Raw genomic sequence first — 5,580 nt, 5'->3', positions numbered from 1 at the left:
CGTATTACAGGTGATGGCATCATTGGTTTATCGCGATCGTTTATTGCAGCAGGCGTTCCGAGTGTTGTAGTTTCTCTATGGTCAGTATCTGACGAATCAACAGCCGAGTTGATGGCGGAATTTTATCGACAGATGCAGCTAACCCCTGATATTGCCCAAGCGCTGCAGAAGGCAATGCTGGTAACGCTGGTCAAACATCCTAATCCTGTAGATTGGGCCGCGTTTACTCTCATTGGCGAAGCAGAGAAACGTTAACCCGGAAAAGCTGATTTCTTGTCGTCAAGAAACCTAATACTTTTTCTTCCGTACTTAGTGTGCCAAATTATTCTTTTTCTCGTGTCCTACATCTTACATTCCGCCTTTTGACCGTCACATTAAGATATTTTTAATCGAGCCATGAGGATTGAGGGGATGGCTTTAGCACAGCATCGGTTGGCGATTCTAACTTCAGGCATTAAAGTAAACATTTCTGCATCGGGCAAGGCTCGTTGTATTGTGATTGGCGGTAAACCTGTGGGTGAGCGACATAAGTGGTGGAATTTTGTTTCGAGTCGCCACTCGCGCATTGAGCAAGCCAAACTCGATTGGAGAGAGGGACGGTTTGCTCAGGTTCCTCAAGCGACAGAGTTTATCCCGCGGCCAAAATAGCCCCTACTTATTTACTCTTTTCAAAACGCTCACGCCCAATATGCACCTGCCACTCCACTACTCTGGTAGATTCTGCTAACATACAATCTCGCGCGCGGGGGCTGCTGTTAACAATTGTTTGGGCCTCTTCCACACTTTCTGCCTGGATCACCCAAAGCCCCGTTCCATCATGGGGAGAAAACGGACCACAGCACAGCAGTATTCCTTTTTCCTGTTGCTCGCGAAACCAAGCTACCTGATTTTGGTCGTGTTCTGGATGAGCGATTTTGTAGTCGTAATACTCGGGAATGGTTGCTACAACAACCGCCAAAAGTTTAGCCATAATGCTTTTCCAAAACTGATAAAGTTCAAATCAAAATAGCATAATACTCCAATTACTTTTGGTCACATCGGCAGTATTGTCATTTTTGAGTAAGTGATTGAAGCCCAGCTATGCAATTCCTAATTCTCTATTTTACTGACGTACAACTAGATAGCCCCGTGTCTTTTTGGAAGTTGAATCAGTAGTATTCATCGCTTTCCAAAGATTCTCTGTAGAAGCCCATACAGGCGGATATTTATAACTGGCTACGTCTTCAATCAGAAACCGATCGCTTTGCTCGTGATAGGCAGCAAGGGGAGAAATATGCCCGCTTTTACCCTGATCCAAAACAGAGCGTTGGTAGTTCACGATTATATAATCGCCGGAACGGCTAAGGTTGGCTTTAGCTTGAGCGCGAAATTGGTTAAGTGTTGTCTCCGACGCATAGTAGACCTCAACTTTGACGTTGTGACTTCTCAGTAAGGTTGCTAATTCATCCAGAGTCATCCCCGAAAAAGTGACGGCATAAGAAGAACGGATATTCTGGGTTTGACCGTCAAAAAAGGTGTCTTGGGTTAGGGGGCGGTATCCCTGTCTTTTGCTGCCGAGTGCATTCAGAACCGTCACACTGCTAGCCACACCACAATAGGCTGGACGTTTTTGAGTTTCAATGTGGGTGCTCAGCGGTTGAAAATCCTGTTTGCTCTTGCTCTGGTTCAGTAGCTGTCGTCCTTTGGGTGATTCTAGAGAAACCAAAGTTTTGGGAAGTGGTAGTCGGTCAACAGAAGGTGGCGAAAAGAGTTTCCAGGTAAAAACGCTTAAACCTGTGCCGAAGATTAGTAGAATACCCCCTCCAGCTTTTATTAGTCGCCCTCGCCATCGGTGATTGCCAGACGTTTGATTTAAGTCCATATCTTCATCTCTCTCAAGAACAGTAGTCAGAATTTGTAGTTAAATAATTAAACATTACCACGTCTAAACCTTGCCATCTGGTTAGTAGCTCGGGTAACTATCGCCTTTGCTTTGGACATCATTATAGCAAGTCTTTTCATTGTTATAATTTTATTCTAAATAAGGAAAAATTTTATTTTTATAAAGTGTTCTGAAAAACTTGGATTCTGTAATATAATTTTGAAATCTCTGCCTGGGAGCAAGATTGCATCATGCCACCAATGCCAACAGTCACAGTCAAATCAGGATACAAGCCACAATCTATCGATACCAGCATTGAGGCGGATGTGCTGATGTTTCAGCTATTGCAACAGTTAACACCCCAACAAAAAGTACAACGGACTTGCGCTTTCAATCAAGCGGTGCGAAGGTTGGCAATATCTGGAATAAAGAACCAGTATCCCAATGCTACTAAGACGAAAGTTCGGCAAGAATTTATTAAAAGGTGCTTGGGTGCTGAGTGGATAGAAGTTTTATCAGACAGTAAAGAGTGGAGTGAACTGGTGATTGCAGATCCGATCGAATTAGCGCAAAAAATAGCCAGGATCTTGCTACCGCTGAATATTCCCTATGTGGTGGGAGGTTCGGTGGCAAGTTCGCTGTTGGGAGAAAACAGATCTACGCAAGATTTGGACTTAGTGATTGACCTGGAAGCGCAAACAGCACAGAGACTAATTGATGCCATGTCAGGCGAGTTTTACATAAGCGAGTCGGCTGTGACTGAAGCAATCGCCAAGTCCAAAGCAGCACCCCGCGAATCATCTTTCAATGTCATCTATTTGCCTTCTATGGAGAAAGCAGACATTTTTGTGATGGGCAGCGATGACCCTTTTTCGGCTTCCGTGATGAGGCGACGCCAACTTTACCCTGTTAGCGGTTTAACAGAGGAGGGAATCTACATCTACTCGCCCGAAGATATCGTCCTGCAAAAACTCAGTTGGTACAAACTAATTCCTGGCGGTTCCCAAAAGCAGTGGAGGGATGTGCTGGGAGTTTTGAAGGTGCAAAGGGAAGGACTCGATCTCGCTTACTTAAACCAGTGGGCTGTTACACTCCAACTAACAGATTTGCTCTCGGGAGCGTTGCTTCAATCAGGATATTAAGCGTCGGTAATTGAGAATGAAACAAAACAAACAACAGCTTGCTATTGCTAAGAAAATCAAAAAATGGATTCAAACCACCCAAGAAGTTGAAAAAGCTCGATTTGCCATACCGATAACCAGGCTGACAAGTATCAAAAGTCTGTGCGTTGATGAAATTGCTGCCGAAAAGTTTGGGCTCTACATTGCTCGACTGGTGCAGCAACAGATGGAGCGGGCGAATTGTCCCGAACATTTCACGGATGAAGAATGGGAACAGCAAAAACAATTAGTGGATGAAGCAATCTCACTGATGCAAAGTTACTTAGAAAGTCCTAGTTACGAAAGCAGGCAATCTCTGAGAAACTTATTGAGAGACATTGATGGCTTGCAAGGGGATGACTACCGTAATTTTAGGTGGGCAACGGTGCGCTTTGTCCGTAGCGGAGATTTACTCAAGCTAGAGTATGCACTGCGGTGTTTCGTAGAGACAGATTTTCCCTATTGGACTTATAAACTAGCTAGAGAATATGTAGAAGGCTATGGATTGCAATCGGGTTCAGGTATCGTGGCTGAATCAGTACCTAGGTTGTTGGAAGTCGCAGAATTTTGGTGTCAGTATTATTTCGATCTGAGTTTGAGGGAGAAATTTCCCGATGGGGGTGTGAGCTGCGTTCGACCCAACCCGTGATAATTTTCAGATGCAGATTGAGGGTTTGTTAAGCCTGCAACCCCTAAGATTGTCAAAACCCGTGCCAGCACTCAGCACCTAATTCTACAATTTCTGCCGTTACAGAGCGGGTGTGCCACTAACAATATAGGCGGGAAAACGCTTATTTCCCTATCTAGGACTTGGAAGTGCTACCCGTAGAGTTGATTAAAAATAAAACTCTTATTTTCTATAATTTTTCCTGACGCAAATAATTAAATAAATCTTAAATACTATAAAAGAAAATAAGTTCACAGATAAACTATTTTAATATATTTAGGAGCGAGCTGTATGTTTCAGTATTTTGTAAGGATTCCTTCCCTTATTGAAGAAAAAGACGTAGACAAAGAAAACCTAAATTCGTCGATGCAAGTTGCTAAGTACAATTTTAATCTAGGCTTACAAGTAGGGGATGACCTTGAGCTGATTCTTCACTACGGTGACGAATGCTTTTCGTTTGCAAGTAAGGTTGTGAAGATATTAAAAGTTATAGAAAACGACAAAGAAAGACTTGATGATATTTTCAAAATCGAGGCTCATGTAGAAATTTCGGACAAAGAAGATTTTGTAAAAGTTCGAGAAATTCTTAAGGGGCTGAATTCATCGTCTCGCTCTGGTTTCCATCCAATGGGTTTTTCTAGCTAGTGAGGAGGGTAAATAGAATTTATCAGTTTGCGGGCAATCTTATGTTCAAAAATCTTGTGATTCGTCTAATCTTCACTGCCGGAGTTTTCTTTCCTTCTTTTTCTGGTGGGAGCGTTGCTACTCCGTTGCTCCAAGTTCAAAATCCCTTGCCATATCCGGCGGCTGACAAAAATGGAGACTACCACATTATTAACGGAAATAGTGGAGTCATGCCTTTTGTGTGGGAAGTCGTAGATCCAGAAGGTTTGAATGTTCGGTGTCAAAATAGGACTAATCAAAGTAACCGACTGGATCAGCTTGAGTTGCCAGTTGATAGGATTATACCAACTGGAGAAAGATTTGAAGCTGTTGGAATTTCTCTTGACCGACGGGGAAAACCTTGGATATGGGTGGGTAGCCATTCTATGAGTAGCACTCTCTGCTGGGTCAGAGCTAATACAAGTTATGTTAAACCGTTTCAAAGAAGGTAGTCGTGCATAAGTAATGATGAAACTCGCTCTAAGCCTATCTGTGTAGGGATTGAGGGAGCAAAAATTGTAACTCTTGCACCACTATCTCACAGAATTGATCGCAACATCCAATAGCCTTTCTCACTAAGAAGACAATAGCCAAAATCCGCTGCACTATGGTTGTGGCGGGTTTACTTCTTAAAAAACACTGCACTTTATACCCGCACCTGTGACGCAAAAAAACTAGACCCGCAACACTCCCACCGTGCCAGCCACGCTTAAGGTGCAACTCTGGGAACGTTACTCTTGCCAGCCATCTCATCAGTATTTCCCCGCCTAAAGCTTGTAACCCTTGTCGCTACGTCAGGATATCGGTACAAGCTGTTTCAAGGGGTTTCTGCACGATTGCTACTCAAACCTTTGTCATTGCTCTGCTTCAGGTTTAGGTTCCTTCGGTTTTTTCTCAAAGACTTGGATATTTGGCTCTAATAGCACAAAGCCGTTAGAGGTTGATTCACCCATCTTGCCACCGATAGCAGCCACCCACTGGGGATAGTTGGTAGCAGCATCCTCAAGCTTCTTCCATATTTTTGGTTTAACAGTAACGGACACTACCCGATCGTCACAGTCAAGCTCAAAGGTTTTCCAGTTGTCTTTGTTAGTCTCTACGTTATTCGGGAGTTCGTTAATTTTGATGATGAGTTCAAGCTTGCCAATTGTCATATAGCAAGTCTATTTGAGTCATGAATGTAGAACCACGTGAAACGCTGGCGATCATTGAATCGATTGTTTACAAAT

General features: G+C 43.3%; 9 protein-coding genes. 6 read left to right on the top strand and 3 right to left on the bottom strand.

Annotated features, from left to right (window positions below):
• Together QUA47_RS30105 and QUA47_RS30100 are read left to right on the top strand one after the other, a co-directional pair.
• Positions 1–255, top strand: a 255-nt coding sequence (locus tag QUA47_RS30105) for a CHAT domain-containing protein (protein WP_333433517.1), incomplete at its 5' end; no start/stop codon positions are given.
• 141 nt (positions 256–396) lie between these two features.
• Complete coding sequence (locus QUA47_RS30100; RefSeq protein ID WP_333064666.1) at positions 397–648, top strand: pirin-like C-terminal cupin domain-containing protein; 252 nt, start codon at positions 397–399, stop codon at positions 646–648.
• Between the two features lie 7 nt (positions 649–655).
• Here the strand turns inward: QUA47_RS30100 and QUA47_RS30095 are convergent, their stop codons facing one another.
• Positions 656–970: a YciI family protein gene (locus QUA47_RS30095; RefSeq protein ID WP_333433516.1), complete on the bottom strand. Its 315-nt coding sequence runs from the start codon at positions 968–970 to the stop codon at positions 656–658.
• A gap of 132 nt (positions 971–1,102) precedes the next feature.
• A complete protein-coding gene (locus QUA47_RS30090; protein WP_333433515.1) occupies positions 1,103–1,861 on the bottom strand; it encodes a phytochelatin synthase family protein in 759 nt (252 codons plus the stop codon).
• Positions 1,862–2,112: 251 nt separating this feature from the next.
• Here QUA47_RS30090 and QUA47_RS30085 point away from each other — a divergent pair, with 251 nt between their 5' ends.
• The 4 genes from QUA47_RS30085 to QUA47_RS30070 all read left to right on the top strand — a co-directional run bounded on the left by QUA47_RS30085 (position 2,113) and on the right by QUA47_RS30070 (position 4,803).
• Positions 2,113–3,003, top strand: coding sequence for a hypothetical protein (locus QUA47_RS30085; protein ID WP_333433514.1), 891 nt, complete (start codon positions 2,113–2,115; stop codon positions 3,001–3,003).
• A 16-nt stretch (positions 3,004–3,019) separates the two neighbouring features.
• Entirely contained in the window at positions 3,020–3,670 is a 651-nt protein-coding gene (locus QUA47_RS30080) for a hypothetical protein (protein ID WP_333433513.1), read from the top strand.
• 309 nt (positions 3,671–3,979) lie between these two features.
• On the top strand, positions 3,980–4,333 hold the full coding sequence (locus QUA47_RS30075) for a hypothetical protein (RefSeq protein ID WP_333433512.1): 354 nt from the start codon (positions 3,980–3,982) through the stop codon (positions 4,331–4,333).
• Positions 4,334–4,374: 41 nt separating this feature from the next.
• A complete protein-coding gene (locus tag QUA47_RS30070; RefSeq protein WP_333408064.1) occupies positions 4,375–4,803 on the top strand; it encodes a hypothetical protein in 429 nt (142 codons plus the stop codon).
• Positions 4,804–5,205: 402 nt separating this feature from the next.
• Here QUA47_RS30070 and QUA47_RS30065 read toward each other — a convergent pair whose 3' ends face one another.
• The gene (locus QUA47_RS30065; RefSeq protein ID WP_333408065.1) at positions 5,206–5,505 is read right to left on the bottom strand and encodes a hypothetical protein; all 300 of its coding nucleotides are present in this window, start codon (positions 5,503–5,505) and stop codon (positions 5,206–5,208) included.
• Between the last annotated feature and the right edge of the window lie 75 nt (positions 5,506–5,580).

It is taken from the genome of Microcoleus sp. MON2_D5 (assembly GCF_036701905.1).
Classification (GTDB): Bacteria; Cyanobacteriota; Cyanobacteriia; order Cyanobacteriales; family Microcoleaceae; genus Microcoleus.
Note: the sequence above shows the minus strand (reverse complement) of the source record. Positions and strands in the feature narration are given on the sequence as shown.